24 protein-coding genes are annotated in these 26,551 nt (G+C 68.6%); 11 read left to right on the forward strand and 13 right to left on the reverse strand.

Annotation, left to right across the window (positions count from 1 at the left end; all coding sequences use genetic code 11):
* Positions 1 to 846, reverse strand: a complete 846-nt coding sequence (locus OG474_RS37265; RefSeq protein WP_405058346.1) for an SCO6745 family protein — start codon at positions 844 to 846, stop codon at positions 1 to 3.
* Between the two features lie 193 nt (positions 847 to 1,039).
* Here OG474_RS37265 and OG474_RS37270 point away from each other — a divergent pair, with 193 nt between their 5' ends.
* Genes OG474_RS37270 through OG474_RS37285 form a run of 4 tightly spaced genes read left to right on the forward strand, consistent with a single transcriptional unit; the run spans position 1,040 to position 5,496 of the window.
* Complete coding sequence (locus tag OG474_RS37270) at positions 1,040 to 2,449, forward strand: aldehyde dehydrogenase family protein (protein WP_405058347.1); 1,410 nt, start codon at positions 1,040 to 1,042, stop codon at positions 2,447 to 2,449.
* A gap of 8 nt (positions 2,450 to 2,457) precedes the next feature.
* Positions 2,458 to 3,762, forward strand: coding sequence for an ABC transporter substrate-binding protein (locus OG474_RS37275; RefSeq protein WP_405058348.1), 1,305 nt, complete (start codon positions 2,458 to 2,460; stop codon positions 3,760 to 3,762).
* Position 3,763: 1 nt separating this feature from the next.
* Entirely contained in the window at positions 3,764 to 4,660 is an 897-nt protein-coding gene (locus OG474_RS37280; RefSeq protein ID WP_405058349.1) for a carbohydrate ABC transporter permease, read from the forward strand.
* Positions 4,657 to 5,496 carry a carbohydrate ABC transporter permease gene (locus tag OG474_RS37285; protein ID WP_405058350.1) on the forward strand — a complete coding sequence of 280 codons (840 nt, stop codon included), beginning with the start codon at positions 4,657 to 4,659 and terminating at the stop codon, positions 5,494 to 5,496. Before OG474_RS37280 ends, OG474_RS37285 begins: the two co-directional genes overlap by 4 nt.
* Here OG474_RS37285 and OG474_RS37290 read toward each other — a convergent pair.
* On the reverse strand, positions 5,474 to 6,538 hold the full coding sequence (locus OG474_RS37290; protein WP_405058351.1) for a LacI family DNA-binding transcriptional regulator: 1,065 nt from the start codon (positions 6,536 to 6,538) through the stop codon (positions 5,474 to 5,476). The genes OG474_RS37285 and OG474_RS37290 overlap by 23 nt on opposite strands.
* Positions 6,539 to 6,565: 27 nt before the next feature.
* Here OG474_RS37290 and OG474_RS37295 point away from each other — a divergent pair, with 27 nt between their 5' ends.
* Positions 6,566 to 7,087 (forward strand): GNAT family N-acetyltransferase, encoded by a 522-nt coding sequence (locus tag OG474_RS37295; RefSeq protein WP_405058352.1) that lies wholly within the window; start codon positions 6,566 to 6,568, stop codon positions 7,085 to 7,087.
* A 7-nt stretch (positions 7,088 to 7,094) separates the two neighbouring features.
* Positions 7,095 to 7,649 (forward strand): AAA family ATPase, encoded by a 555-nt coding sequence (locus OG474_RS37300; RefSeq protein ID WP_405058353.1) that lies wholly within the window; start codon positions 7,095 to 7,097, stop codon positions 7,647 to 7,649.
* Between the two features lie 9 nt (positions 7,650 to 7,658).
* On the opposite strand, the gene def is transcribed toward OG474_RS37300, so the two are convergent.
* Together def and OG474_RS37310 are read right to left on the reverse strand one after the other, a co-directional pair.
* Complete coding sequence (gene def, locus OG474_RS37305) at positions 7,659 to 8,264, reverse strand: peptide deformylase (RefSeq protein WP_405058354.1); 606 nt, start codon at positions 8,262 to 8,264, stop codon at positions 7,659 to 7,661.
* 75 nt (positions 8,265 to 8,339) lie between these two features.
* Positions 8,340 to 9,155, reverse strand: coding sequence for an LLM class F420-dependent oxidoreductase (locus tag OG474_RS37310; protein WP_405058355.1), 816 nt, complete (start codon positions 9,153 to 9,155; stop codon positions 8,340 to 8,342).
* Between the two features lie 73 nt (positions 9,156 to 9,228).
* Here OG474_RS37310 and OG474_RS37315 point away from each other — a divergent pair, with 73 nt between their 5' ends.
* Positions 9,229 to 10,683 carry an AAA family ATPase gene (locus tag OG474_RS37315; protein ID WP_405058356.1) on the forward strand — a complete coding sequence of 485 codons (1,455 nt, stop codon included), beginning with the start codon at positions 9,229 to 9,231 and terminating at the stop codon, positions 10,681 to 10,683.
* Positions 10,684 to 10,735: 52 nt separating this feature from the next.
* Here the strand turns inward: OG474_RS37315 and OG474_RS37320 are convergent, their stop codons facing one another.
* Together OG474_RS37320 and OG474_RS37325 are read right to left on the reverse strand one after the other, a co-directional pair.
* The gene (locus tag OG474_RS37320; RefSeq protein ID WP_405058357.1) at positions 10,736 to 11,692 is read right to left on the reverse strand and encodes a hypothetical protein; all 957 of its coding nucleotides are present in this window, start codon (positions 11,690 to 11,692) and stop codon (positions 10,736 to 10,738) included.
* Positions 11,693 to 11,795: 103 nt separating this feature from the next.
* Positions 11,796 to 12,134 (reverse strand): winged helix-turn-helix transcriptional regulator, encoded by a 339-nt coding sequence (locus OG474_RS37325; RefSeq protein ID WP_405058358.1) that lies wholly within the window; start codon positions 12,132 to 12,134, stop codon positions 11,796 to 11,798.
* A gap of 64 nt (positions 12,135 to 12,198) precedes the next feature.
* On the opposite strand from OG474_RS37325, the gene OG474_RS37330 reads away from it, so the two are divergent.
* The 3 genes from OG474_RS37330 (at position 12,199) to OG474_RS37340 (ending at position 16,175) form a co-directional block, all read left to right on the forward strand.
* Positions 12,199 to 12,816, forward strand: a complete 618-nt coding sequence (locus OG474_RS37330; RefSeq protein WP_405058359.1) for an NADPH-dependent F420 reductase — start codon at positions 12,199 to 12,201, stop codon at positions 12,814 to 12,816.
* A gap of 64 nt (positions 12,817 to 12,880) precedes the next feature.
* Positions 12,881 to 13,837: an XRE family transcriptional regulator gene (locus OG474_RS37335; RefSeq protein WP_405058360.1), complete on the forward strand. Its 957-nt coding sequence runs from the start codon at positions 12,881 to 12,883 to the stop codon at positions 13,835 to 13,837.
* 79 nt (positions 13,838 to 13,916) lie between these two features.
* Complete coding sequence (locus tag OG474_RS37340) at positions 13,917 to 16,175, forward strand: S8 family serine peptidase (protein ID WP_405058361.1); 2,259 nt, start codon at positions 13,917 to 13,919, stop codon at positions 16,173 to 16,175.
* Positions 16,176 to 16,242: 67 nt separating this feature from the next.
* Here OG474_RS37340 and OG474_RS37345 read toward each other — a convergent pair whose 3' ends face one another.
* Positions 16,243 to 17,070, reverse strand: coding sequence for an oxaloacetate decarboxylase (locus OG474_RS37345; RefSeq protein ID WP_405058362.1), 828 nt, complete (start codon positions 17,068 to 17,070; stop codon positions 16,243 to 16,245).
* A 101-nt stretch (positions 17,071 to 17,171) separates the two neighbouring features.
* Here OG474_RS37345 and OG474_RS37350 point away from each other — a divergent pair, with 101 nt between their 5' ends.
* The gene (locus OG474_RS37350) at positions 17,172 to 17,705 is read left to right on the forward strand and encodes a hypothetical protein (protein WP_405058363.1); all 534 of its coding nucleotides are present in this window, start codon (positions 17,172 to 17,174) and stop codon (positions 17,703 to 17,705) included.
* A 197-nt stretch (positions 17,706 to 17,902) separates the two neighbouring features.
* Here the strand turns inward: OG474_RS37350 and pgl are convergent, their stop codons facing one another.
* From pgl to tkt, 6 genes are read right to left on the reverse strand one after another with little or no spacing between them, the layout of a single operon-like run.
* Entirely contained in the window at positions 17,903 to 18,670 is a 768-nt protein-coding gene (pgl, locus tag OG474_RS37355) for a 6-phosphogluconolactonase (protein ID WP_405058364.1), read from the reverse strand.
* On the reverse strand, positions 18,667 to 19,941 hold the full coding sequence (locus tag OG474_RS37360; RefSeq protein WP_405058365.1) for a glucose-6-phosphate dehydrogenase assembly protein OpcA: 1,275 nt from the start codon (positions 19,939 to 19,941) through the stop codon (positions 18,667 to 18,669). The genes pgl and OG474_RS37360 overlap by 4 nt, the downstream gene beginning before the upstream one ends.
* A complete protein-coding gene (gene zwf, locus OG474_RS37365) occupies positions 19,938 to 21,488 on the reverse strand; it encodes a glucose-6-phosphate dehydrogenase (protein WP_405058366.1) in 1,551 nt (516 codons plus the stop codon). The genes OG474_RS37360 and zwf overlap by 4 nt, the downstream gene beginning before the upstream one ends.
* A 22-nt stretch (positions 21,489 to 21,510) precedes the next feature.
* Positions 21,511 to 23,088 (reverse strand): glucose-6-phosphate isomerase, encoded by a 1,578-nt coding sequence (locus OG474_RS37370; RefSeq protein WP_405058367.1) that lies wholly within the window; start codon positions 23,086 to 23,088, stop codon positions 21,511 to 21,513.
* Positions 23,085 to 24,206, reverse strand: a complete 1,122-nt coding sequence (gene tal / locus OG474_RS37375; RefSeq protein ID WP_405058368.1) for a transaldolase — start codon at positions 24,204 to 24,206, stop codon at positions 23,085 to 23,087. The genes OG474_RS37370 and tal overlap by 4 nt, the downstream gene beginning before the upstream one ends.
* 38 nt (positions 24,207 to 24,244) lie before the next feature.
* Positions 24,245 to 26,416 carry a transketolase gene (tkt, locus tag OG474_RS37380; RefSeq protein ID WP_405058369.1) on the reverse strand — a complete coding sequence of 724 codons (2,172 nt, stop codon included), beginning with the start codon at positions 26,414 to 26,416 and terminating at the stop codon, positions 24,245 to 24,247.
* Positions 26,417 to 26,551 lie beyond the last annotated feature (135 nt).

Genomic DNA, 26,551 nt, shown 5'->3' on the forward strand with positions numbered 1-26,551 from the left:
TCAGTAGCCGACAGCCTCGATCCGAGCCGCCAAAGGCTCCAGGTCTGCCGTGAACTGGGCGAGCTCCTCAGCAGTCAGCCCGGCATAAGCAGGAGCGGCGGCCGCATCGGTCTGCTCCTCGATGCGGTCCTTGAGCTCCCGGCCGGCCGCAGTGAACCCATCAGCGGAGTCGACCAGCCCGCGATCCCGCAGACCAGCAACGACGGCCTCCAGCTGAGCATCCGACAGCGGGTCAAGCCGGCCGTACTGGCGCGGAGTCATCCCACCGTCCAGCGCGGCGAACACGTGCGCCTCCTGACCGCCGAGACCAGCAGCAACAAGCGCAGCGTTGTGCCCGTCGCCCCGGTGTTCGCGCAGCAGCGTGGCCGCGTGCCAGAGCCGGGCGGGCGGTTCGGTCGGTACGGCGATCGTCCGCAACCCGGCGTACAGGGGACGACCCTCGACCGGTGCAGAGAGCGCGATCCGCAGCGCTAGATCGGCGGCGCGGGCGACGGCGGGGGAGTCGGCCAGCGGACCGAGGACGCGGCGGAGGGCTGCGACGCTGCCGGCCTCCCGCGCGGCGAGCGCCTCCGAAGGGGTGGTGATCTCCCAGACGCCCGTGTAGAACTCCTCGGCCATGCCCGGCGCGAAGTTGTAGAAGATCGCGTCCACGACCGCGGCCGGGACCTGACCCAGCGGAGCGGCCCGGCCGGCGAAGTAGAGCGGCCAGTACTGGCCGTCGTCGAAGCCGATGGCCGCCATCGCCTCGTTGGGCTCGTCGCACATGTAGGTCACCAGGTGCAGCGGCTCCAGCAGCTTCTGCCCGAGGAAGCGGGCGACGGTCGTGGTGGTGGCGGTGCTGGTCATCCTGACCTCCGGTGCTCGGACCGACCCGTTGCCGATCCTTCACCCTGGCTACGAAGGCCGCCGGCCCACTTCGACACCGAGCAGAAAACTTTCTCGGAGACCGACCCTTGACCAGAACCTGGGAATGCGTAATCCTGCGGGGAAAGCGCATTCCCGAGTGGTGACATCTCCACCGAAGTGAAGGGTGAGGCGAATGCAGGAGTACGAGGCACAGGTGTGGATCGACGGCTGGGCGGAAGCGCCCGCGTCGGACTGGTCACCGGTCCTGGACAAGGCAGCCGGTACGGCGTTCGCGCGCTACGGCACGGCCTCCGCGGAGCAGGTCGACCGGGCCGTCCGCAGCGCCCGGCGGGCGCAGCCGGGCTGGGCCGAGGCGGACGCGAACACCAAGTGCGAGATCCTGCGGGCCTTCGCCCGCGAGCTGGAGAACCGGCGCGACGAGCTGCTCACGCTGATCATCCGCGAGACCGGCGGGACGAAGGAGAAGGCCGAGGAGGAGCTCGGCCAGTCGATCAACCAGCTGCTGAACTCGGCCACCCAGCTGACCGAGAACGCCGGCGCGATCCTGCCGCCGTACAAGAACGGCAAGATCTCGCTCTCCCGGGCGGTCCCGCTCGGCGTGATCGGGCTGATCGTGCCGTGGAACTACCCGATGAGCCTCGCCATGCGCGCGCTCGCGCCCGGCCTGGCCTACGGCAACGCCGTCGTGCTGAAGCCGGCCGAGCTGACGCCGATCGCGGGCGGTCAGGTGCTGGCCGAGGCGGCGAAGGCGGCCGGGGTCCCCGCGGGTGTGTTCAACGTGGTCCCGGGAGACGGCCCGGAAACCGGGAGAACGCTCTCTGAGCATCCCGATCTCGATCTCATCCACTTCACCGGCTCGTTCGAGGTCGGCCAGCAGATCTCGTCGTTCGCCGGGAAGAACTTCCGGGCGGCGGCGACCGAGCTCGGCGGCGACAACGCGTTCGTCGTACTGGACGACGCCGACATCGACCAGGCCGCGAGCTGCGCGCTGTGGACCTCGCTCTGGTACCAGGGGCAGACCTGTATCACCGCCGGCCGGCACATCGTGCTGCGGTCGGTCGCCGACGAGTTCACGGCAGCTGTCGTTGATCGGGTCGCGAAGCTGCGCGTCGGGGATCCGTTGCGGGACAGCGTCGACCTCGGCCCGATCATCACCGAGCAACAGCTGAAGCGCTTTCACGAGGGTCTCGTCGAGCCGTCGCTCGCGGCCGGCGCAAAGCTCGCGACGGGCGGCACGTACGACGGCTTGTTCTACCAGCCGGCCGTGCTGACCGGAGTGACCCCGGACATGCCGTTGTTCACCGAGGAGATCTTCGGACCGGTGATGCCGATCACCGTCGTCGACACCGAGGCGGAGGCGCTCGACCTGGTGAACCGCCACCGCACGTTGATGAACTCGGTCTTCACCAAGGACCCGATGCGCGGCCTCGCCTTCGCGCAGAAGGTGAAGAGCAACGAGGTGCATGTGAACGACGGCTATGCCCGGCACGGCGGCGAAGGCCAGCTGGCCGGTTACACCCACCGGCAGTGGATCGGGATCCAGACCACGCCGACCGAGTACCCAGCTTGGGCATCTAAGTGAGGACCACCATGTACGTACGCATAGGCGCCGGCGTTCTGGCCGCTGCGCTGGCACTGACCGCTTGCTCAGGCAGCGACACCAAGACCAGCGACACGAAGACCACTGCCAGCGGACCCATCGAGTTGACCTACGTCAACTGGGACGGCGGGATGGACAAGGTCGTCGACGACTGGAACAAGCTGAACCCGAACATCCAGGTGAAGCTGACCAAGCCGTCCGGCACCGGGTACACGCTCTACAACAAGCTGATCACCAACAACAAGGCCGGTACGAACCCCGACATCACCGAGGTCGAGTACCAGGCGCTGCCCGCGCTGATCGCGAACCAGGTCGTGGTCCCGATCGACGACTACGTGAAGGGTCTGGACACCAAGTACGACAAGCCTTCGTTGTCCCAGGTGCAGTTCGAGGGCAAGACCTACGGTGTACCGCAGAACGTCTGCCCGATGGTCTTCTTCTACCGCAAGGACATCTTCGACAAGCTCGGTCTGAAGGCGCCGGCCACCTGGGCCGAGTACGCGACGACGGCCGCGGCGATCAAGAAGGCGGAGCCGAAGAAGTACATCGGCAACTTCACCGCCGCCGACCCGGGCTGGTTCGCCGGGCTCGCGCAGCAGGCCGGGGCCAACTGGTGGAAGGCCGACGGCGACACGTGGACCGTGAAGATCAACGACGACGCCAGCAAGAAGGTCGCCGACTTCTGGAACGACCTGATCACGCAGGGCCTCGTCAGCCCGCAGCCGAACTGGTCGGCGCAGTGGAACACCGACATGAACAACGGCACCCTGATCGGCTGGGTCGGCGCGCAGTGGGGCCCGAACCAGTTGCCCTCGATCGCCAAGGACACCGCCGGGAAGTGGGCCGCCGCGCCGCTGCCGGCCTGGACCGCCGGTGACGCAACCGTCGGTATCTGGGGCGGCGAGACCGAGGCCGTCACCGCCAACTCCAAGCACCCGGCCGAGGCGGCCAAGTTCGTCGAGTGGATGAACTCGTCCGAGGCAGGGATGGCGTCCCTGATCAAGAACGTGCAAGCGTTCCCCGCGTCCCCGGCCGGTCAGCAACTGCCGGAGCTGAAGTCGCCGCCGCCGTTCATGTCCAACCAGCCGGACTACAACACGCTGATGGCGACCGCAGCCAAGGGTGTGCGCACGTTCGACATCTGGGGCCCGAACGCGAACGTGACGTTCGACTCCTACTCGAACGCGTTCGGAGGTGCGTTGCAGAAGAAGGCACCGCTCTCCGGCGCGCTCGATGCCATGCAGGACGCGACCGTGAACGACATGAAGAAGCTCGGCTTCCAGGTCGCCGGCTGAGATGCGCCGAACCAACCGACGGAGTCACCAGTACGGCGGGTTCCTGCCCGCCGCACTGGTCACCCCGGCCGTCGTCCTCCTGGTGCTGTTCACGGTCGCCCCGGCGATCTACGCGATCTTCCTCAGCTTCCGCCGGCTCAAGGTCGGCCGCGGTCTCCTCGGTGGCGGCAAACCCACCGAGGTATGGACCGGTCTGGCCAACTACACGGCCGCTCTGAGCGATCACGAGTTCTGGGCGAGCCTCGGCCGGATGCTGCTGATCGCCGCCTTCGGAGTCCCGGCAACCGTCGTACTGGCGACTGTCTTCGCGCTCTGCCTGGATGCCAAGCGCGCCCGGCTGACCGGGTTCGCCCGGCTGGCGATCTTTCTCCCGTACGCCGTTCCCGGCGTCGTGGCGAGTTTGTTGTGGGGATTCATGTACCTGCCCGCGACCAGCCCGATCGGCGGCGGCGCGATCGACTACTTCGGGACCAAGGGCATCTTCTTCAGCGTCGCGAATGTCGCGGTCTGGGGTGTCGTCGGATTCAACATGGTGATCCTCTACACCACCGTTCGCAGCCTGCCGCGGGAGTTGTTCGAGGCGGCCGAGCTCGACGGCGCCACGGAGTTCCAGATCGCGACCCGGATCAAGCTGCCGCTGATGGCACCCGCGGTCGCGATGGTCGCGCTGTTCAGCGTGATCGGCGCCCTGCAACTGTTCAACGAGCCGACCACGCTGAAGCCGTTGGCGAATGCGATCTCGTCGACCTGGGTGCCGCTCATGCGCGCGTATACGGACGCGTTCGTGGACAACAGCATCTACGAGGGTGCCGCGACATCGTTCCTGCTGATCCTGATGACGGTCGCCGCGACCGTGGTCGTGTCGGCGATCGGCCGCCGGGTCGGGAGGAGCCGATGAGACAGCGGACCCGCTGGGTGCCGACGCTGATCCTGTTGATCGGTGCCCTGTACTGCGTCTTGCCGGTGCTGTGGATCGTGATCGCCGCGACCAAGACGAACGACGAACTGTTCTCGACCGCTCCGTTCGTGCCTGTCTTCAATGGAGGCTTCTGGTCGAACCTGGATGCCTTGTTCAGCTACAACCACGGCATCTTCGGACGCTGGGTGCTGAACTCGGTCATCTACGCGGTCGGCGGCGGATTGTTGTCCACGGCAATCGCCGGCGCGGCCGGGTATGCGCTCGGCAAGTATCGGTTCACCGGCAGCGTCGTCCTGTTCCGGGCGATCGTGGCCGCGGTTCTGCTGCCGCAGATCCTGCTCGCGGTGCCGCAGTTCCTGCTGCTGGCCAAGGTCGGGATGACCAACAACTATGCCGCGGTGTTGCTGCCGCAGCTGGTCAGCCCGTTCGCGATCTACCTCTGCAAGATCTACTCCGAGGCGTCGGTCCCGGACGAGATCATGGAGGCGGCGCGGATCGACGGTGGCAGCGAATGGCGGATCTTCCGGTTGGTCGGCGCGCCCTTGATGCTGCCGGCGCTGGTGACCGTGTTCCTGCTGCAGTTCATCGGGATCTGGAACAACTTCCTGCTCCCGTTCGTGATGATCAACGACGACCACCTGTATCCGCTCACCCTCGGGCTCTACGGGCTGATGATCATCACTGGCGGCCAGGCGGCGCAGTACTCGATCGTGATCGCCGGCGTGCTGGTGTCGATCGTGCCGCTCGCGATCCTGTTCCTGAGCCTGCAGCGCTACTGGAAGCTCGACCTGATCAGCGGCGGCGTGAAGCTGTGACCGCCGGCGTGCTGGCGCGCAGGACCGGGTACGCCGGGACGGTCCGGCGCACGAGCTCGGTATCGGTGGTGGTCGCGCGGTAGACGGCCTCCTGCGCGACGGCGTTCAGAGCGACATGCACGGTGGTCAGCTTCGGTACGACGTCGCGCAGGGTGCTGATGTCGTCGAACCCGGCGACGCCGATGTCCTCGGGAACTCGCAGCCCCCGCTCGCGCAGCCCGGCCAGCGCGCCGAGCGCCATGTCGTCGGTCACCGCGAACACGAGATCGAGCTCGGCCGCCTCGGCGTCACTGAGCCCGAGCACGAACTCGCGGGCAGCGACCCAGCTGAATCCAGGCTGGTGGACCTGCGTCCGGCCGGACTCGTTGAATCCGGCAACGAACCCTTCGACCCGCTGCCGCATCGACAGCAGGGGAGTCGCGCTGCCGAGGACCAGGCAGTTCCGGTAGCCGAGCGCTGCCAGCTCGCGGGCCAGCTGGCAGGAACCGTCGTGGTTATCGAAGTCGACGGTCTCGAACGGCAGATCGGACCGGCTGATCAGTACGACGCGGCCGCCGGTCTCCTCGTACCGCTGCAGCTCGTCGATCAACGCCTGCTCCGACGGCGGATCGACGTACCCGGTGCCGGCCAGGATGATCGCGCGCGGCTGTTGACCGCGCAGCTCCCGGATCAGGTCGAGCTCGCGCTCGGCCTGCCGCTCGGTGACCGCGATCGAGACGTGCAGCCCGATCGTCTCGGCCTGCTTCATGATCTCGGCGGCCATCGCGGAGAAGTACGGGTCGGAGATCAGGCTGATCACCAGCGCGATCGTGCGCGAAGTGCCCCGGGCCATTGCCTGGGCGGGCAGATTCGGGGTGTAGCCGAGCGTCTGGGCCGCGATCAGCACCCGCTCGCGGTAGCTTGGAGCGACTCGTCGCGAGCTGCCGTTCAGGACCCGGGAAGCGGTCGGCTGCGACACCCCGGCGGCCCGCGCGACGTCGTCGAGCGTGACAGGACGCTTCTGCGCGCCTGGACCGTTCAACTGAGCCCCCGGATCGTTCATCGTTGCAGTTTATCGACAGGGGAGACGATGCGTACGACTGAACGCCTGATACTGAGGCCGTTTCAGGACACCGACCTGGACGCGTGGGCCGCGCTGAACAGCGATCCGGATGTGATGCGCTACATCGGCGGGCCGCTGACCCGGGCGGAATCGGACCGCGAGGCGGCCGGGATCAACGCGGGCTGGGAGGCCGAGCGCTTCGGATTCCTGGCCATCGAGCGTGCCGCCGACGGCGCGTTCCTCGGCGCGGGCGGCCTGTCCCGCGAGGTCTGGTACCCGGACACGCTCGAGGTCGGCTGGCGGTTGGCCCGCGAGTACTGGGGCCACGGCTACGCGTCCGAGGCGGCCGCGCACTGGCTCGCCTATGGCTTCACCGAGCTGAAGCTGCCCCGGATCAACTCGGTCACCGACACGCCGAACGAACGCAGCATCGCGGTGATGCGCCGCCTCGGGATGACGTTCGACCACACCGCCGACCTCGACTTCGACGGCGAGTCGTTCAACGCGACGATTTATTCGATGACGGCCGAGGCCTTCCACGTGATCTGATACCTGCATGCAAAAGGTCGTGCTGGTCACCGGATTACAAGCGTCGGGGAAGTCCACGGTCGCGCCGCTCCTGGCGTCCCGCCTGGGACCGCCGGCCGCGACGCTGGACGGCGACGTCTTCTACAACGGAGTGGTCGCCGGTGCCGAGGTGATGACCCCGGACCCGTCCGCGGAGGCGGTGCGACAGCTGGAACTCCGGTACGCCGCAACTGCGCTCGTGGCGCAGCATTACGCGGACAACGGCTTCGACTTCGTGGCCAGCGACATCGTGCTCGGCGATCACGTCGAAGGCTGGTTCGCAAGGCTCGAAGGAGTCGACACCTACCTCGTGGTGCTCACCCCGAGCGTCGAGTCGATCGTCGAGCGCGAGCTCGGCCGCGGCGGGAACAACTCCTACCGCGACTGGCAGGAAGACGGCGAGTCGCTGGCCGACGGCGTACGGGCGTTGCAGGCCGGGCTGGACGAGATCCCGCGCCGGGGACTGTGGGTGGACACCACCGGTCAGACCCCGGAGCAGACGGTCGACATCGTCCTCGCCGATCTGGAGAAGGCGCGCTGGTAGTGCGCCAGATCAGGTCGCGGGGACTTCCTCGTCCTCTTCCTCGTGCTGGACCATCGGGCTGATCGGCCAGTCCTCGGGGTAGTCCGGCGCGAACTCCTCGGCCTCGGCGTACAGGCGCTTGCGGTACTTGCGGGAGAGCCGGTCGCCGAAGACCGTGCCCTGGGTGTGGTCGGTCTCGTGCTGGAGACAGCGGGCCAGCAGGCCGGTGCCCTCGTAGCTGACGGGCTCGCCGTGCTCGTCGACGCCGGTGACCTTGGCGAAGTCGGGGCGCGCGCACTTGGTGAAGGCACCGGGCAGCGACAGGCAGCCCTCGTCACCCTCGTCGAGACGGCGGTCCTTGCCCTCGGGCAGCTCGATCACCGGGTTGCAGACGACGCCCTCGACCCGGTTCCCGTCCTTGTCGGGGCAGTCGAAGATGAAGACCTGCAGGTCGACCCCGACCTGGTTGGCGGCCAGGCCGACGCCTTCGGCCGCGTCCATCGTCGAGAACATGTCGGCGACCAGCGTCTGCAGCTCGGGACCGAAGTCCGTCACCGGCTGGTTGAGGTGGTGCATCACTTCGGTGCCCCAGCGGGTCATCGGCCGGACGGAACCACGCGCGTACTTCGAAACCATGCGAGAAATTCTATCCGCCCGCCGGGGCCCGGCTCGACCGGGTGACGTCTTCCGACGGCCACCCGGTCGTGCGGATTACTTGGCGTTGACCTCGTCGCGCCACGCGACCCAGTCGCGCAACTGGCCGAGGTCGTAGTCCGGGCCGCTGGCCGACACGGTGAACAGCCGGGTGCCGACGTCGAGCAGCCCCTTGCCGACATCCTCCGGCGACTTGTCGCCGACCGCGGTCGACCGCTCGATCTCGCCCGGGTCGCGGCCGATCGTCTTGCAGTGCTCGTCCAGTACGGCGTGCTTGTGCGCGATCGTCTCGGCGTCACCGAAGCCGTGCCAGATGTTGGCGTGCTGGGCGACGAGCTTGAGCGTCTTCTTCTCGCCGCCGCCGCCGATCAGCACCGGGATGTCGCGGGTCGGCTTCGGGTTCAGCTTGGCCCAGCGGGCCTCGATCCGCGGCAGCGCCTCACCGAGGGCGTTCAGGCGGCCACCCGCCGTACCGAACTCGTAGCCGTACTCGTCGTAGTCGCGCTCGAACCAGCCCGAGCCGATGCCGAGGATGAGCCGGCCCTCGCTGATGTGGTCGACGGTGCGGGCCATGTCGGCCAGCAGGTCGGCGTTGCGGTAGGAGTTGCAGGTGACCAGGGCGCCGATCTCGACCCGCTCGGTCGCCTCGGCCCAGGCGGCCAGCATGGTCCAGCACTCGAAGTGCAGGCCGTCCGGCTCACCGGACAGCGGGTAGAAGTGATCCCAGTTGAAGGCGATGTCGACGCCGATCTCCTCCGCCTGGGCGACGGTACGCCGGATGGCGGCGTACTCGGCGTGCTGCGGCTGGATCTGGAAACCGATCCGGACGGGGTAGGCGCCGTACGGACGGTCGGTGGACTCGGAATCTGTCATGGTGGAGATCCTATCCGGCGTTTCGGAGGGCCCTCCGGATCGGGTCGGGGGACGGACAGCTGAAGGGTTACCGATGCCGGACGAGATCGACGAGTTCGCCAGGTTGTTCACCGGGTTCCTGGAGCGGATGCAGAGCCATCGCCCGGCCGGGATCAACCGGACCGGGCTGCGCGACAAGCTGATGGAGCACCTGGGCGCCGAGCCCGAGCAGGTGCCGGTGGTGTCGTCGACCTTCGCGCCGTACGACCTGCCGAACGTGCAGCGCGCGATCGAGGCCTGGTTCGACTCCTTCGAGCTCGTCGGCCTGGCCGGCTCGGGCCGTGGGCACCACTCGCTCAGCGAGGTCCTGGAGATGGCCGTCTACGACCGCTTCGGGATCGGCGCCGTCGACTACGTCCGCGTCCCGGTCGATCTCGACGAGGACATGGACTGCGTCGCCTTCGGCTTCTACCTCGGCGTCCAGGGCGAGGACCGGTACGCCGCCCTGTTGCGGGCACCGAACCAGCAGTACGGGCGATCGACCGTGGATCTCGAGGTGCTGACCGTCGGCAAGGAGGCGGGGGACCGCTTCCTGAAGGCGTTGCCGGAGCTGATCCGCACGCACAACGTGTTCCGCGGCAAGGTGGTCTCGTTCGAGGGCAGCGAGTTCGGTCAGGGCATCGGCCCGTTCCGGCTGCACCCGCGAGCCGACATCACCCGCGACGACGTCGTGATGCCGGAGGGCGTCCTGGAGCGGGTCGAGCGGGAGGTGATCGGGATCGCCGAACACCGCGAGACGATGCTCGAAGCCGGCCAGCACCTGCGCCGCGGCGTCCTGCTCTACGGCCCGCCGGGCACCGGCAAGACCCACACGGTTCGCTACCTGCTGTCCCGCCTGCCCGACTTCACCGTCGTGCTGCTGGCCGGCACCAGCATCCACTTCATCTCCCAGGCCTGCTCACTGGCGCGGATGCTGCAGCCCGCGCTCGTCGTACTGGAGGATTGCGACCTGGTCGCCGAGGCCCGCGACTACTCCCGCGGTGGCGAGAACCCACTGCTCTTCCAGGTCCTCAACGAGATGGACGGCCTCGCTCAGGACGCGGACGTAGCCTTCCTCCTCACCACCAACCGCGCCGATCTCCTGGAACCGGCCCTCTCCCAGCGCCCCGGCCGCGTAGACATGGCCGTCGAGGTCCCCCTCCCTGACGCGGACGGCCGAGCCCGCCTGCTCCGCCTCTACGGCCCCGCCCTCGACCTCCCCACCGACATCGTCGACGAACTGGTAGCCCGCACCGAAGGCACCACAGCCTCCTTCATGAAGGAACTGGTCCGCCGCACCGTCCTCCTGGCCGCCCAAGCCGGCACCCCACCCGCCCCCGACCACCTCCGCACCGCAGCCGACGAACTCCTCTCCTCCCGAGACGCCCTAACCCGCCGCCTCCTAGGCGCCACCCCCGAACCCCCCACCCCAGCCCCCGCCCCCGGCCTGGCCCCACCCGGCACCACCGGCACCTACACCTCCACCCTCCACCTCGGCTACGACACCTGAGTCTTTGTGGAGCCTCGCGGGCAACTGACGCCCACCGGAGTCCACAAAGGCGCTACCGAACAGGGCAGTCTGGGCTGCAGGGGCGCGCGGTGAGGGCGGGGTTGGTGCGGCGGAGGATTTGGAGGGCCTGTACGGCGGCCTCGCACGGCCGGTTCGTGATGTCGAACCAGCCGTAGCGCAGCGTGGCTTCGGCTCTGAGCGTGGCACGGTTGTCCCGATCGAGGTCCCGCCACCGCTGGCGCGGAACGAGGTGCAAGCGGCCGTCCAGCTCGACCAGCAGGTTGAACCCGTCGTAGAAGACATCGGTGAACTCGTCGTCCACAGCGCGTTGCCGAGTCCCGGTCGGCAGCCCGTGACGACGTTCCACATCGCGCAGGTACCGCAGCTCGAGGAGCGAATGCGAGCCCGCGGCGACGTCGGTGAGGATCGGAAGAAGCACCTGGCGATGACGTAGGCGTTGGTGATCGGTTAGTGCGGTCACGAGTTGTGCTGGGCTTACCCGACCGGTCTGGCAGGCTTGGGCGATCACCGCTGCGGCCTGGTCGGCGGTGGGGGAGATGCCGACGATGTCCAGTACGGCGTTGGCCGGCGTACGGCGGGGTGGGACGACTGTGGCGAGCCGGCGGTGCCAGTGTTCGTCGCGGTGAATGACGAGGTGGGGCCGGGGCCGGAGTCGACGCCGCTTCGGGATGGTTAGGTAGATGGGGCGGCTGCTGTCGGGTCTGAGCAGGCCGAGTTGTTCGGCGGCGGTGTAGTGACTCCACGCGGCCTCGGGCCCGGCGTACAGGAGCGCGGCGAGGCGACGATCGTCGTACCCGATGGGTCCGGTGTGTGTTGCGTAGACCGCCGGGTAGACGGTTTGCCAGCGCCTGCTGCGTAGCCTGCGCCGAATCTGGTCGCCGGACCAGCCGGCGTCCTGGAGTTGCACCCGCGAAACGATCCGGTTCTGGTCGTGGATCAGCGCGTCGATCCCGCCGCCCGCCAACTGCTGCCGCCACCACCAATCCATCCCCCAAGCCTGACGGATTCCGCGCAGCGCTGCCGAACCCCCTGTGGATAACCGCCTTTGTGGATCCTCAGGGGCGCCTGGTGGCCTCAGCGATCCACAAAGATCAGACGTCGGCTGCTTCTTGGGCAGCTAGTACGGCGTCGGCGTGGCGGTTGGCCCAGTCGCCGAGGGCATTGATCGGGATGAGGAGGTCCTGGCCGGCGGTTGTCAGCGAGTACTCGACGCGGGGCGGGGCTTCGGCGTACCGGTGGCGTTGGACGAGGCCGTTGGACTCGAGTCGGCGGAGGGTCTCGGTGAGGACCTTCTGGCTGATGCCGCCGATGCGTCGACGGAGCTCTACCGGGCGGGCGGGTCCGTGGCTGAGGGCGTAGAGGACAACCATGGGCCAGCGGCCGCTGATGAGTTCTACGGCGACTCGGGCCTGACAGTCTGAGAAGAACACGGGTCCATTGTGCGCGCTTGTTGGGCACCGGATGGTTCCTATCGGTCCGGCTAGCGTCCTCGGCATGCGGATCGGAACTGTGGGGAACGGCGGGATGGCGGCGGCGCTCGGGCGGCATTGGGTGCGGGCGGGGCACGAGCTGATGATCGGCGGGCGGGAGCTGAGTCGAGCGGCGGCGACGGCGGAACGGATCGGGGCAAGGTCCGGTTCGTTGCGGGAGGCAACGGCGTACGGCGAGGTGGTGCTGCTGGCCGTTCCTGCCGAGGTGGTGCTGGAAACTCTTGTGGAGTTGGAGTTTGCGCCGGGGACGGTCCTGATCGACTGCACGAACGCGCTCGATCAACGGGACCATTCGCTCGCCGAGGCGGCCATGGCGGAGGCGATCAGCAGTGCCGTTCCGCACGCCCACGTCGTGAAGGCGTTCAACCTGGCCGCTGACACGGTGTGGCGCGACGCACCGCACCGTTTTGAGGGCCGGCCACTCGGCGTGCCGCTGTGCGGGGACGATCGGGCGGCTCTGGAGCGCGTGGCCGGGCTGGTTCGGGATCTGGGCTGCGAGCCGGTGCCGGCGGGCGGGCTGGCGCGAGCGCGCCTTCTCGAGGCGACCGCAGCGTTGGCGATCGGGACTTGGGTGCGCGGCGGTGACGTCCGAGCACTCTTCCCGCCGCTGAGCGCGGCCTAGGGGCTCGCCTATTCGGTTGCGAAGTGTTAGAAGGTGAACACACTTCGTGAGGAAGGTGGGCGCTGTGGAGACCACTGATGCGCGGGTTCGGCAGGAGTTGGAGCTGGCGTTGCGGAACGGGCCGTTTCCGGCGGCGCTGCATCTGGCGATCGAGGTCCGCGGGCTGACGCTCGAGGAGATCCGGGACTGGCTGGGGGAGCGTGGGGCGCAGCTGAGCATCGCGACGCTGAGCTACTGGCGGCGGGGGCGGAGCCGGCCGGAGCGGGTGGCTTCGCTGGCGGCTGTGCGGTTGCTGGAGGAGCTGTTGGAGGTGCCGCCCAATGCGTTGATGTCGTTGCTCGGGCCGCGGCGGATCCGGGGGCGCTGGATCGGGCATGTGCCGGGCAGCATGGCGCCGAAGTTCCTGTTCGACGATGGTCGGCCCGAGGCGCTGTTGCAGACGATCGGGGTTCCGCAGCGGGGTCGGCTCCGGCGGGTCAGCGTGCAGGTGACGGTCGAGTTGGGTGCGGACCGGATGGTCCAGCGGATCCGGGTCCGCGAGCTGGTGCGGGCAGCAACGGACCGGGTCTCCCGGCTGGGCGTGCTCTACTTCGCCGAGGAGCGGCCGGACCAGCCGCCCGAGCTCGCCGCAGTGGCGAACGCGCGGATCGGGCAGGTTGAGGTGGATCGTTCGGTCGGCCTGGTGGTGGCCGAGCTGATCCTTGATCGGGTGCTCGACGTCGGCCAGCCGGCCTTGCTCGAGTACGAGTGGCGGTTCGCGCCGGGCACGCTGATGGTCAACTACGAGCACCGCTTCGTCGAACCGATCCGCGAGTACGTGCTGCAGACGCGGTTCGCGGCAGGCGTCGTACCGGCGCACTGTCAGCGGTACGACCGCCGCACGGTCGCCGCGCCGGAGGGCAACCTCGCCGAGCTGTGGATCGGTGGTGCGGACTCGGCGCTGCTCGCGGAGACCGACGTACCGGCCGGGATCGTCGGCATGCGGTGGACGTGGTCTCAACAGAATTGCGAACGGGTGTGAAACCCCGGTCTTAACAGAGGTGTCCGGGCCCGCCGCCCGCTGCCTACCTTCAGTGCGTTCCCATCGCACAGGAGGAAACATGAGCAGAGCAGTACGGCGCGCGGCCGCCTCGGTCGTCGCGATCACGGCCGGCCTCGCCGTGATCTCGACCACCCCCGCCGCGTCGGCTCAGGACCCGTCCCCGCCCCGGACGGTCGTCAATCACGCGAGCCACCCCGTCCCGGGTTCGTACGTCGTCACCCTCGCCCCGCAACGCGGTGCCGCCGGAATCGCCGGTACGGCGGCCGCGTTGATCGACCGCTACGGCGGCGAGCTGAAAAGCGTGCTGACGGCAACGATGCAGGGCTACGTCGTCAAGAACCTCAACGCGGGCCAGGCGAAGAAGCTCGCGAACGACCCGGCGGTGGCCGAGGTCCGGCAGAGTGGTCGGGCGTCGATCGGTGGTCCGGGCGGCACCCAGAGCAGTCCGGTCAACTGGGGCCTGGACCGCATCGACCAACGGGACCGGCCGCTCGACCGCAAGTACACCTATCCCAACGACGGAGCGGGAGCGACGATCTACATCGTCGACACCGGCATCCGCTACACCCATCAGGAGTTCGAGGGCCGGGCGAAGTTCGGCGCCGACTTCCACGCGACCCCCAACCAGGGCAACGACTGCCACAACCACGGTTCGCATGTTGCCGGTATCGCGGCCGGCAAGACGCGCGGCGTGGCCAAGAAGGCGAACCTGGTCTCGGTCCGCATCCTCGGCTGTGACGGTTTCGGCGAGGACGCCGACCTGATCACGGCCGCCGAATGGATCACGCAGAACGCGGTGAAGCCCGCGGTCGTCAACCTGAGCGTCTACACGGACGACAAGGACATCGCGGTGAACGCGATCAAGGCGTCCATCGACTCGGGCGTGCAGTGGTCGCTGATCACGGGTAACAACGGCGGCAACGCCTGCAACTACGGGCCCGGCGGTCAGACACCGTCCGCGTTGCAGGTGGCGAACGCGACCAGCAGCGACACTCGTGCCGGCGACTCCAACGCCGGCAGCTGCATGGACCTGTTCGCTCCGGGGTCCGGAATCGACTCTGCCTTCAAGGGCAGCGATACGTCGTACGGACAACTCAGCGGTACGTCGATGGCCGCGCCGCATGTGGCCGGAGCGATGGCACTGCGGTTGTCCGAGGCACCGAACAGCACGCCGGCCGACCTCCAGAAATGGATCCTGGACAACGCGAGCACCGGCAAGATGTCCGGCCTGTCTTCGGACACCCCGAACAAGCTCCTCTACATCCCAAACGGTCCGACCACGCCGCCGCCGGGCTGCGACACCAACGCCCACCCCAACGTCATCGGCGGTACGCCGACCACCGTCTGCAAGTACCCGTTCATCATCTCGCAGCACCGGACCGGGGGAGCCCGGCCGACCGAGCAGTCCTGCACCGGCACCGTCGTGGCGAAGCGGGTCGTCCTGATCGCGGCGCACTGCAAGTTCGCGCAGGGCGACAAGTACCTCGTCTACGGGCGTGACGACCTGAGCGACACGACGAAGGGCACGCGGATCGAGATCCAGGAGTACCGGACGCACCCGAACTACAACGCCAACGACGGCTGGCGGACCGGCTGGGACGTCGCGGTCATCCTGACCAAGACCGACATCCCGACCCCGGCCGGCATGGCCTACCCGTCGATCGCCAAGTCCTCGGACTCGCTGCCGGTCGGCACCCGCGGCACGGCGATCGGCTACGGCAAGACCGACGCGAACGACAACCAGCGGAACACGAAACTGTACGAAGCGGTCCTGCCGACGGTCGACAAGCAGAACTGCGCGAGCATCAATCAGCAGTACGACGACCGCTACATGATGTGCAGCGGGTACGGCGACGGAAGCCTCGGCCTGTGCCAAGGTGACAGCGGCGGCCCGTACTACTACCAGGGCAAGGTGTACGGCGTCTTCTCGTGGCTCCGGACCGACTGCGCGTCGTACAACGCGCACGGCAAGCTCTGGGGCGTGATGGGCGACTGGGCCAACGAGCAGCTCGGCGACACCCCGCCGCCCGGTGGATCGGCCCCGACCGCGAGCTTCGCGGTGAACTGCTCGAGCAGCCTCAACTGCGCGCTCGACGGCTCGGCCTCCAGCGACTCGGACGGCACGATCGCGTCGTACGCGTGGAACTTCGGCGACGGTACGACGGGGAGCGGGGTGCGGACGACGCATGCCTTCCCCGGCAAGAGTGCGACGTACACGGTGAAGCTGACCGTCACGGACAACGCCGGCAAGACCGGTTCGAGTGAGAAGCAGGTGCAGTGTTGGTCCTTCGGGAGCGGGCAAGGCTTCTGCTTCTGACCCAACGCAAAGCTCCCCGATCCCTTCGTATCAAGGGATCCGGGAGCTTCGTGTTCAGTCCTGGGTTTCAGTTGCCCCGCAATTCTGTTGAACGGGCGAAGAGCTCGTTGAGCTCGCCCTGCGGGATCTGATCCTGGGCGAAGGTGATCGTGCCGTGGGTGGCCAGCTCCTCGGCGCTGCGACGGATGAAGCCGAGCGCGGCGCGGGCGATGCTGCCGCCGAGGCTGATCCGCTGCACGCCGGCCGCTTGGAGCGCTGGGACAGTCAGAGTGGAGGCGCCCAAGCCGATGACGACGTTCACCGGGCCCGCGACCTCGCGGACGATCGTGGCGATGGTGTCGAGGTCGTTGACGCCGGGGATGTAGAGGCAGTCGGCGCCGGCGGTGTGGAAGCGGTTGGCGCGATCGATCGAGTCGGCCAGTGACGTGGGTGTCTTCAGGAGCCGGCCGTCGGTGCGTGCCGTCAGCACGAAGTCAGGCCCCGCCGCCTCACGTGCTGCCGCTATTCGCTCGACGGCGAGCTCCACGTCGTACAACTCGTGGCCGTCGTAGTCCTCGATGTTGCCTCCGGCAAGCCCGGCCGCCCGCGCCAGCCGGATCGTGTCGGCGACCTGCTCCGGGGCAGCGCCCCACCCGTCCTCGAGATCACCACTCACCGGTATGTCGACCGCCGCAGCGATCTGCTGGATGCGCTCGAACATGTCCTCCCGGGACACGCCCGGCGCCCCATCGGGCAGCGTGTGATCACCCTTGGCCAGCGAGAACGCGATCCCCGCACTGGTCGTCGCGATCGCCGGAAACCCTGCTGTGGCAAGGAGAACCGCGCTCCCGGCATCCCAAGCATTAGGCATCACGAACCCGGTCGGCGCCTCGTGAAGAGCACGAAATCCAGTCATATCGTCATCCTGCCACCGCCCACGGACACTTCCTGAGATGCCCGTGAAATGCCCGGCCTCCAACATCGATCCGTCACCGATACGTTCAAGGAGTACGGAAAATGAAGATCCTCGCCGGTACGGCGGCCGCCGCCGCGCTGCTGCTCACTCTCGCCGCCTGCGGCGCGGACCACCCCGCGCCGACCGCCAACTCGCACCAGCAAACGGATCAGAGCGATCAGTCGGACGACGGCGACGACCAGCCGGTCAACAACTTCAAGTCCTGCCAGTACCTCGCCAAGGCCGACGTCGAATCCGTGCTGGGCGAGCCGGTCAAGGACGGTGTCGACGAGATCGGCGCCTCCGACGGCGAGAAGGTCCTGTCGGCGACCTGCAACTACTCGGCGGTGGCCGACAACGGCAACAACATCCAGCTGTCGGTGGGCTCGGAGGCGATCATCCGGCCGTCCATCGGCGAAGGCGGGAAGCCGATCGCCGACCTCGGCGACGAGGCCCGCGGCGCCAACGGCATCATCTACTTCCGCAAGGGCGACAAGTCGTTCCTGATCACCGAGGTCAAGAACCGCCACGACGAGTCCCAGCTCGACCCCGCCACCTTCATCCCCCTCGCCCAGCAAGCCCTCACCAAAGCCTGAGCCCGAGCCTGCCTTGAGCACGGCTCGACCATTTCCGCGGGCGCGGAGTGGTTGATGCGTGCTCAAGGCGTGCGGCGCCAGCGGCTTTGAGCACGGTTCGACCGTTTTCCTGCGGCGGAAATGGTTGAGGGGTGCTCAAAGCGGGGGGAGGCATGCGTCGGCCCCGGGTGGGGGCCCGGGGCCGGAGGGGTGGGTGGTTACTGGATTTGGGAGGCGGCTTCTTCGTCTAGGAGCCAGAGGGTGCGGTTGCGGCCCTTGGGGGCGGAGGCCGGGAGGGTGCTGCCCTCCTTGAGGGCTTCGGCTACTGCTTCGGCCTTGTCGGCTCCGGCGACGACGAACCACACCTCGCGGGACCGGTTCAGGGCCGGGACCGTGAGGGAGATTCGGGTGGGCGGCGGCTTCGGGGAGTCGTGGACGGCGACTGCCGAGGCGTCCGTGACCGCCAGTTGCGGGTAGCCGGGGAAGAGCGAGGCCACGTGGCCGTCCGGGCCGACGCCGAGCATCAGGACGTCGAAGGCCGGTACGGCGCGGCCCTTGACGTCGCTGAGTGCCGAGATCGTCGCGGCGAGCTCGGTCGCGTAGGTCTCGGCGGCGTCCTCGGGGGACTGGCCGGTGTCCGCGGGCATCGGGTGCACGCGGGCCGGATCGATCTCCACCTGCGACAGCAGAGCGTCGCGCGCCTGGGTCTCGTTGCGCTCGGGGTCGCCGGGCGGCAGGAACCGCTCGTCACCCCACCAGAACTCGACCCGCTGCCAGTCGATCGTCGCACTGGCGGGCGACTCCGCGACGGCCTTGTACACGGCCGATGCGACGCGACCGCCGGTCAGCACCACCTGCGCGACCCGGCCGTTGCTCTGGGCATCGACCAGCGCGGTGACGAATCGAGCCGCCACCGCATGCGCCAGCGCCGTCGAATCCCGGTGGATCAACAGCTCGGACTCGACCTCGCGCTCGGGCCCGGTCATGAGCGGCCCGCCACGCGCTTGCTCGCGGTCTTCTTGGCAGGAGCCTTCTTGGCCGTGCTCTTGCCTGCGGCCGCCTTCTTGGCCGTCGACCGGCTACCGGTCGACCGAGCAGCCGACGAGGACTTCGCCGTACGCTTCGCAGCCGTCTTCTTGGCTGTCGCCTTCGGGACTCCTGGCTTGCGCGCTGCCGCGTTCTTCGCGACCGCGGCCTTCTTCGCCGGGCTGGCCTTCTTGCCGTCCGCGTGCGCCGCGAGCTCGGCCGATGCGGCCCTCCCCGTGACCCCAGCGGTCTTCGCCGCCGCCTTGCTCACGGCGGCCTGGGTCGACCGACGGTCCGCGTCGCTGACCGTCTTCGCCGAGGCGGGCATCTTCTCCCGCTCCACCATGCAGGCCAGCGTCTTCGCGTACACGTCGTCCGGGTCGAGTCGCCGCAATTCCTCGCTCAACAGCTCAGACGGCGTACGACGCTTGAGCGCGACCGGCCGATCCGGAGCACCCGGGATCGTGAACGTCGCGACCGACCCATCCGGACGGGTCAACGCGATCGGCCCCGACGCCGTGAACATCCGTACGGCGGTGATGCCCGGGCCGCGCGAGTTCTTGTGCTCGACCGGAACGCCCAGCCGGCACTGCAGCCACGCAGCCATCAGGTCCGCCGAAGGGTTGCCCTTCGCCGACACGACCTCAGCCGCGAGCACCTTGGTCGGGTACTGATCCAGCGCAGCCGCCATCAGCGCACGCCACGGCGTGAGCCGCGTCCACGCGAAGTCGGTGTCGCCAGGCGCGTAGCCCTCGGCGCGCCCAGTGAAGTCGACGGTCGCCCGACGACTGGACGCGGCGTCGGTGACCCGACGGCGAGCCAGCTTGCCCAGCGGGTCCTCGGCCGGAACCTTCGGTCCGCCACCCGGCCACCAGACGACGACGGGGGAGTCCGGCAGCAGCAGCGGCGTGATGACCGACTCCGGAACCCGGGCCAGCTCACCGTGCAGCCGCAGCAACACGGCCTCGCCCGGAACGCCTTCGCCGACCCGAACCTCGGCGTCCAGACCCGCAGCGCCACGTCCCGGCCGCAGGATCGCGACCAGCACCCGCGACGGGTGCTCGCGGCCGGCTTCGTTCGCGGCCTTCATCGCGTCGTGGTGCGACGCCTCGTCGACGACGACCACGATCGTGCCGACCATGCCCATGGCCGGCGAGCCCGCGCTCCGGCGGGCCTTCAGCAACGCCGACGCGATCTCGCTCGACGTCGTGTTGGTGAGGTCGATGATCATGGCCGCCTCCAGCTGCGCCCGTCGCGGGCCAGCATCTCGTGGGCCGAATCGGGACCCCAGTCACCGGAGGCGTACTGCTCCGGCTTGCCGTGCTCGGCCCAGTAGTTGATCACCGGGTCGAGGATCTTCCAGCCCAGCTCCACCTCGGTGTGCTGCGGGAACAACGGCGGGTCGCCGAGCAGCACGTCCAGGATCAGCCGCTCGTAGGCCTCGGGCGAGGACTCGGTGAACGAACCGCCGTACTGGAAGTCCATGTTCACGTCGCGGATCTCCATCGACGTCCCGGGCACCTTGGCGCCGAAGCGCATCGTGATGCCCTCGTCCGGCTGGATCCGCAGGACCAGGGCGTTCTGGCCCAGCTCCTCGGTCTCGGTCTTCGTGAACGGCAGGTGCGGGGCGCGCTTGAACATCACCGCGACCTCGGTCACGCGACGCCCGAGGCGCTTGCCGGTGCGCAGGTAGAACGGGACGCCGGCCCAGCGCCGGGTGTCCACGTCGACCCGCATCGCCGCGAAGGTCTCGGTCGCGGAGTGCTTCGGGATGCCGTCCTCTTGCAGGTAGCCCTTCACCTTCGAGCCACCGGCCCAGCCGGCCGCGTACTGACCGCGGGCGGTGTGCAGGTCGAGGCGCTCGGGCAGCTTGACCGCCGCGAGCACCTTCTTCTTCTCCTGCCGCAGCGACCACGCGTCGAAGCTGACCGGCTCCTCCATCGCGACCAGCGCGAGCAGCTGGAGGAGGTGGTTCTGGATCACGTCACGGGCCGCGCCGATGCCGTCGTAGTACCCGGCCCGGCCGCCGATGCCGATGTCCTCGGCCATCGTGATCTGGACGTGGTCGACGTAATGGCTGTTCCAGACCGGCTCGAACATCGCGTTCGCGAACCGGAGCGCCAGCATGTTCTGGACGGTTTCCTTGCCCAGGTAGTGGTCGATCCGGAAGACCGCCTCGGGCGGAAAGACCGACTCGACCACGCGGTTCAGCTCACGAGCGCTCTTCAGGTCGTGCCCGAACGGCTTCTCGATCACGACCCGCCGCCACGAGCCCGGCTTCTCCTCGGTGAGGCCGTGCTCGGACAGCTGCTGCACGACCTGCGGGAACAGGCCCGGAGGGATGGACAGGTAGAACGCGTGGTTGCCACCTGTCCCACGGCTGACGTCCAGCTCGTCCACGGTCTCGCGCAGCCGCTTGAACGCCTCGTCGTCGGTGAGATCACCGGGCACGAAGCGGAAGCCCTCGGCAAGCTGCTGCCAGACCTCCTCGCGGAACGGCGTCCGCGCGTGCTCCTTGACCGAGTCGTGCACGATCTGCGCGAAATCCTGGTTGGTGAAGTCGCGCCGGGCGAACCCGACCAGGGCGAAACCCGGGGGCAGCAGCCCCCGGTTCGCCAGGTCGTAGACCGCCGGCATCAGCTTCTTCCGCGCCAGGTCCCCGGTGACACCGAAGATGACCAGGCTGCACGGCCCGGCGATCCGCGGCAGCCGCCGATCCTGCGGATCGCGCAGCGGGTTCACCGGGCCGACCGGCCCTTCGTCAAGCTCAGCGGTCATCAGCCGCAATCCTCCTGGTTACTTACTTCGTGAACAGAGAAAGCAATTGCTGTACGCCGCTCGCCGGATCGGTGAGGTGGAGTCGCAGCACCGGACGGTTGCGGTCGGCAAGCACATTCGCGTCGCCCGCGGCCTGCGCCGAGATCAACGTACCGAAGGTGAACGGGCGATCCGGGATCTCCACGTCCGCCGGGTGTGCCGCGGTGATCTGCAGGAACACGCCCTCCGGGTGACCGCCCTTGTGGTACTGGCCGGTCGAGTGCAGGAACCGCGGTCCCCACCCGAACGTGACCGGGCGACCGGTCTTGGCCGCCAGCGCCGGCCGAACGCCGATCAGCGAAGCGTCCCGCTCGGAGTCGAGATAGGCCATGACCGCCACGTACCCAACTTCGTCGAGCTGACCCAGCAGCGCGTCGACCGCGCCCTGAAGCGAGTCGACACCGTCGAGCAGACCCGTGGAACCGCGCACCTCGACGACACCGTCGGTGAAGGCAGCGGCCTCCGGCTCCGGCTGCGCGTCGAGCAGACCGCGAGTGGCCTGCTTGGCGCTCTCGACGTCCGGCTGGTTGAACGGGTCGATGCCCAGCAGGTAGCCGGCCACCGCCGTCGCGACCTCCCAGAGCAGGAACTGCCCACCAAGCGAACCTGACGTGAGTGCCGTCGGCACGCTGCTGGTCGGCTTGCTGGCCAGCAGTGCGTTGGTCAGGTCAGCAGCTTCACTCGTGAGCTCAGGCGCGCCCAACTCGACCGCGACCGGCAGTACGCCGGTCCCGAGCTTTCCGGTGCTCTCGGCAATCAACTGCTCGGCCCAGTCCGGGAAGCCGACGATGTCGGACCCGTCGGCCGTGATGATCGCCTTGTCCCGGCCCTCAGAAGCGGCCAGTACGGCGCCCAGCCACAGCGCGGGGTTGTCCGTCGAGTCGGCCTGCAACGCCGGAGCCGCCTCGGCAGCCTGGTCGAGCAGATCGGCGATGTCCGCACCGGCGAGACCGGACGGCACCAGGCCGAACGCGGTCAGCGCGCTGTAGCGACCGCCGACGTTCGGGTCGGCGAGGAACGTCTTGCGGTAGCCCTCGTCGGCCGACAGCTTCTCGAACGGCGAACCCGGGTCGGTGACGACCACGATCCGCGACGCCGCGTCGATCCCGGCGTCGGTGAACGCCTTCACGAACGTGCGACGGTGGCTGTCGGTCTCGACCGTGCCACCGGACTTGCTGGACACGACGACGGCCGTCTTCGACAGGTCACCCGCCAGCGCCCGGGCAACGACACTCGGGTCGGTCGAATCGAGCACGACCAGCTCGACCCCCGCCGTACGGGTGATGACCTCGGGGGCCAGCGACGAGCCGCCCATGCCGGACAGGACGATGCGGGTCACGCCTTCGGCGCGGAAGGCGGCCTGCAGGGCCTCGATCTCGACGAGCAGCGGCCGCGAGGTCTCGTGCAGGTCCACCCAGCCGAGCCGGATGCCGGCCTCGTGCTCGGCGTCCGGTCCCCAGATCGTCGCGTCCTTCGCGGCGATCCGGGACGCGATCTTCTCTTCGACCAGCTTGTTGACGACCTCGGTCCAGTCGCCGTTGTGAGTCGTTACACCAGTCACTTGGCCGCACCCTTCAGGGCTGCGGTGACGGTGTCCTGAAGCTCCGACCAGGACGCGTCGAACTTCGCGACACCCTCGTCCTCGAGGATCTGGACGACCTCGTCGTACGAGATGCCCAGCTTCTCCAGGTCGTCGATCACCTTGCGGTCCCCCGCGTAGTCGCCGCGGACGCTGTCCCCGGTGACCTCGCTGTGCTCCTCGACCGCCTTGATGGTTGCCTCGGGCATCGTGTTGACCACGCCCTGGGTGACCAGCTGGTCGACGTACAGGGTGGGGGAGTAGGTCGGGTCCTTGACGCCGGTCGAGGCCCACAGCGGGCGCTGCGGCTTGGCGCCGACGGTCTCGATCTCGCGCCAGCGGTCGGTGTCGAAGATCTCCTCGTACGCCTCGAAGGCGAGCCGCGCGTTCGCGACCGCGGCCTTGCCCTTGAGCGCCTTGGCTGTGTCTTCGAGGTCGGTGCCCATCAATGAGTCGAGCCGCTTGTCGATCTCCGTGTCGACCCGGCTGACGAAGAACGACGCCACGCTGGCCAGCTTGGTCACGTCGTGGCCGTTCTCGATCGCCTGCTCGAGGCCGGACAGGAACGCGTCCGCGACGGCCTGGTAGCGCTCGAGGGAGAAGATCAGCGTCACGTTCACGCTGATCCCGGCGGCCAGCGTCGCGGTGATCGCGGGCAGGCCCTCCTTGGTGGCGGGGATCTTCACGAAGACGTTCTCGCGGCCGACGATCTCCCACAGCAGCTTGGCCTGCTCGATCGTGCCCGCGGTGTCGTGCGCCAGCGTCGGCTCGACCTCGATCGAGACCCGGCCGTCCTGGCCGTCGGTGTCGTCGTAGATCGGCTTGAACAGGTCCGCGGCGTCGCGGACGTCGGTGGTGGTGATCACCCGGATCGCCTCGTCGGTCGAGACGCCCTGGGCGGCCAGCTTGCCGACGGTCTCGGCGTACGCGTCCGCGTCGGAGATGGCCTTGGCGAAGATGGTCGGGTTCGTCGTCACACCGACGACGTGCTTGTCCTCGATGAGCGTCCGCAGGCTGCCGCTGTTCAGGCGCTCGCGGGACAGGTCGTCGAGCCAGATGGAGACACCCGCGTCGGCGAGTGCTTTCAAGCGATCGTTCATGTCCGATGCCTTCTTCCGGAATCTTCTGTTGTGAGGTGTCAGTTGGAGACGTCGGCCGGTCCGACCGGGCCGGCCGCGGCGCGCTTCGGCGGTACGCCGGGACCGGAGATGCCGGCCGCCGTCGCGATGCTGTCCTTGGCCGCCTGGACGACGGCGGCGGTCGTGATGCCGAACTCGTCGTACAGCTTCTTGTAGTCGGCCGAGGCGCCGTAGTGCTCGAGGCTGACGCTGCGGCCGGCGTCACCGACGACGGCGTTCCAGCTCTGCGCGATCCCGGCCTCGACCGAGACGCGGGCCCGCACGTCGGCCGGGATGACGCTCTCGCGGTAGGCGTCGTCCTGCTCGTCGAACCACTCGCGCGACGGCATCGACACGACGCGGGCCTTGATGCCCTCGTCGGCCAGCTCGGCGCGAGCCTCGACGGCCAGTTGCAGCTCCGAACCGGTGCCGATCAGCACGACGTCCGGCGTACCGTCGGTGTCGAGGAGCGTGTAGGCGCCCTTCTTCACGTTCTCGGTGGTCGCGTAGCCGTCGACACCGCGCGGGAAGGTCGGCACGTTCTGGCGGGTCAGCGCCAGTGCGGCCGGGCGGTCGTTGTTCTCCAGTACGGCGGCCCAGGCGGCGGCCGTCTCGTTCGCGTCGCCGGGGCGGATGACGTCCAGACCCGGGATCGCGCGCAGTGCCGAGACGTGCTCGATCGGCTGGTGGGTCGGACCGTCCTCGCCGAGGCCGATCGAGTCGTGCGTCCAGACGTAGGTGACCGGCAGCTTCATCAGCGCGGCCAGCCGGACCGACGGGCGCATGTAGTCCGAGAAGACCAGGAAGGTGCCGCCGTACGGGCGGGTTCCGCCGTGCAGGGCGATGCCGTTCAGGATCGAGCCCATGCCGTGCTCGCGGATGCCGAAGTGCAGGACGCGGCCGTACTCGTCGCCCTGGAAGGCTTCGGTGGAGTGCTCGGCCGGGATGAACGACGGCTGACCCTTCGGGGTCGTGTTGTTCGAGCCGGCGAGGTCGGCCGAACCGCCCCACAGCTCGGGCAGCTCCGGCGCGAGCTTGGTCAGCACGTCACCGGAGGCCGCGCGGGTCGCAACGCCCTTGGCGTCGGCGTCCCAGCTCGGCAGGGCGTCCTTCCAGCCCGCCGGAAGCTCACGCTTGCTGAGCCGGTCGAACAGCTCGGCGCGCTCCGGGGAGGCGGCCTGCCACTTCGCGAAGCCGGCGTTCCAGGCGTCCTGGAGGGCCTGACCGCGCTCGATGGCCTGGCGGGTGTGTGCGACGACCTCGTCGGCGACCTGGAAGTTCTGCGCCGGGTCCCAGCCCAGGATCTCCTTGGTCGCGGCAACCTCTTCGGCGCCGAGCGCGTTGCCGTGCACCTTGCCGGTGCCCTTCTTGGTGGCCGACGGCCAGCCGATGATCGTGCGCAGCTGGATGAACGTCGGCTTGTTCGTGACCGCGTTCCCGGCCTCGATCGCGTCGTACAGGGCCTGGACGTCCTCGTCGTACCCGGTGCCGCCGTTGGTCCAGTCGACCTTGTGGACATCCCACCCGTACGCCGCGTAGCGGGCCGAGACGTCCTCGGAGAACGCGATGTTGGTGTCGTCCTCGATGGAGATCTTGTTGTCGTCCCAGATCACCGTCAGGTTGCCGAGCTGCTGGTGGCCGGCGAGCGAGGAGGCCTCGGACGAGACACCCTCCTCCAGGTCACCGTCGGAGGCGATCACGTAGACGTGGTGGTCGAACAGGCTCTCGCCCTTGGCGGTCTCGGGGTCGAAGAGGCCGCGCTCACGGCGGGCCGCCATCGCCATCCCGACCGCGTTGCCGACACCCTGGCCGAGCGGGCCCGTGGTGGTCTCGACACCCTTGGTGTGCCGGTACTCCGGGTGGCCCGGGGTGGCGCTGCCCCAGGTGCGCAGCGCCTTCAGGTCGTCGAGCTCCAGGCCGAAGCCGGCCAGGTAGAGCTGGATGTAGAGGGTCAGGCTGGAGTGCCCGGCCGACAGTACGAAGCGGTCGCGGCCGGCCCAGTGCGAGTCGGCAGGGTTGTGCCGCATCACCTTCTGGAACAGCAGGTACGCCGCCGGCGCCAGGCTCATCGCCGTACCGGGGTGGCCGTTGCCGACCTTCTCCACGGCGTCCATCGCGAGGACCCGCACGGTGTTCACCGCGCGCTCGTCGAGCTCGGTCCAATCAAGCTTGGGGCTGGTCTTCTCCGTCACGCCGGCGGCGCTCCTCTCGATGGCTGTGAACACCCGTGCCGGTGCTCGCTCAGGAGCCTACTCGCCAGCACGTTTCAGGCGTCTCACAGATGAGCAACTCAGACGTGAACGTCGTTGTTCCCGGACTCGCGGTGA

It is taken from the genome of Kribbella sp. NBC_01505 (genome assembly GCF_045040285.1).
GTDB lineage: Bacteria > Actinomycetota > Actinomycetes > Propionibacteriales > Kribbellaceae > Kribbella.